Origin of the sequence: Mesorhizobium sp. B3-1-7 (genome assembly GCF_006439385.1) — a bacterium.
Classification (GTDB): Bacteria; Pseudomonadota; Alphaproteobacteria; order Rhizobiales; family Rhizobiaceae; genus Mesorhizobium.
In genome coordinates this window covers 1-1,319 of the sequence record NZ_VFTL01000084.1, presented here as the reverse complement: position 1 = coordinate 1,319, position 1,319 = coordinate 1, and the positions used below count along the sequence as shown (strand labels likewise).

The following is a 1,319-nucleotide window of genomic DNA, read 5'->3' as shown; positions in this document are numbered from 1 at the left end:
CAAAGAGGGCAGACTTAGAAGCAAACTTCTTCGTCGCCAGCGGCGCACCGCCCTCGTTCGTGGGCCGTATATAGTCGCCCCCCGATCGAACTGTCAACAGCCAAGATCGCTCTTTTTTCGATTTCTCGTGGAGATGTCCGCGGCGGCAAAAAGGTGAGCTGGCTTGGTTGAATTTTGGCCCGGCGTTCCGTTGCCAACCATCCCGGTAATACCTGCCACAACCGCTCCGCCGAGCGGGATGCCTTCAACCGAAATCGCCCCGCGGCACTTAGCCGGATGTCGATCGCCGCGGCCGCTTGAACCTCGATTTAGAGCCGTCCCTCGAGCAATTCAGGCGTGATGTTCCGGCCCGCGTAGAAGATGCCCAGGATCAGCACACGCTCGCCGTCGATGGCGAAAGCGATACTGACCGCGCGACGATAACCGATGATCCGCAGCCCCGGCATGATCTCCACCCGCTCAGTGCCGCGCCGAGGAAATGTCGACAAGCCTAGACAATGATCGCGGATGCCCACGACAAAATCCCAGGCAACCGCCGGCGACGCACGCTCGGCTATATCGTCATAGAGCTGCTCGAGTTCAGCTTCCGCGCTCGCGTGGAAGACAATCCGGTATTCCATCCCCTACTTGGCTTTCGCCTGCCGCGCACGATGACGGACCTCCAGCCGGGAAAACACCGTTTCGGCGGGAATACCCTTTGCCGGATCTTGCTGGAGCTCGGCCATGCGCGACGGGATTTCCTCGCGCAGCCACTTCTCTCGCTCCGCCTCAAAATCCTCGAGCATGCGCAAGCCGGCGCGGACAACCTCGCTGGCATTGTTGTAGCGGCCCGATTCGAGCTGCTTCCTGATGAAGCGCTCATAGTGATCGTTCAAAGCGTAGTTGGGCATGGGGAACCTTCTCGGAATATGGGGGCGGATGGCAGATATAGCAATAGATAGCAAAAATTAGCAATTTGGTTGATTCGATTCCAATTCACCCGATGCAATTCAGTGGAAGATCCAACCGTACCCGAATCGGCAGCGATCAAAATGCCGGGTCGGGACGCCGGCGCCCGATCGAGGATCGCCAGGCGGCCTATTCCACGATCTCTGCTCTCTCCATTTGCGAGGCGACTGGGACACAAAAGCCGGCTGAGTTTAAGCTCAACCGGCTAATATTATTTCGCACCTGGTTGTGTGCTGGTCTCGGAATAGGTGTCTCTCGTTTCAACGTCCTCAAGCGCGTCGCGCTGAAGCGGATTCCACAGTACACGACGCAAGGGTGAGGACGGCTTGAAGTGATTTGATTGGAGGATTCTTCGCCAAAAGGATCCGCCG

General features: G+C 57.9%; 2 protein-coding genes. Both read right to left on the bottom strand.

Features of this window, described 5'->3' with window-relative positions; all coding sequences use genetic code 11:
* Positions 1 to 308: 308 nt before the first annotated feature.
* Positions 309 to 620, bottom strand: a complete 312-nt coding sequence (locus FJ417_RS32970) for a type II toxin-antitoxin system RelE/ParE family toxin (RefSeq protein ID WP_140660012.1) — start codon at positions 618 to 620, stop codon at positions 309 to 311.
* Positions 621 to 623: 3 nt separating this feature from the next.
* On the bottom strand, positions 624 to 890 hold the full coding sequence (locus FJ417_RS32965) for a type II toxin-antitoxin system ParD family antitoxin (RefSeq protein ID WP_140660013.1): 267 nt from the start codon (positions 888 to 890) through the stop codon (positions 624 to 626).
* Between the last annotated feature and the right edge of the window lie 429 nt (positions 891 to 1,319).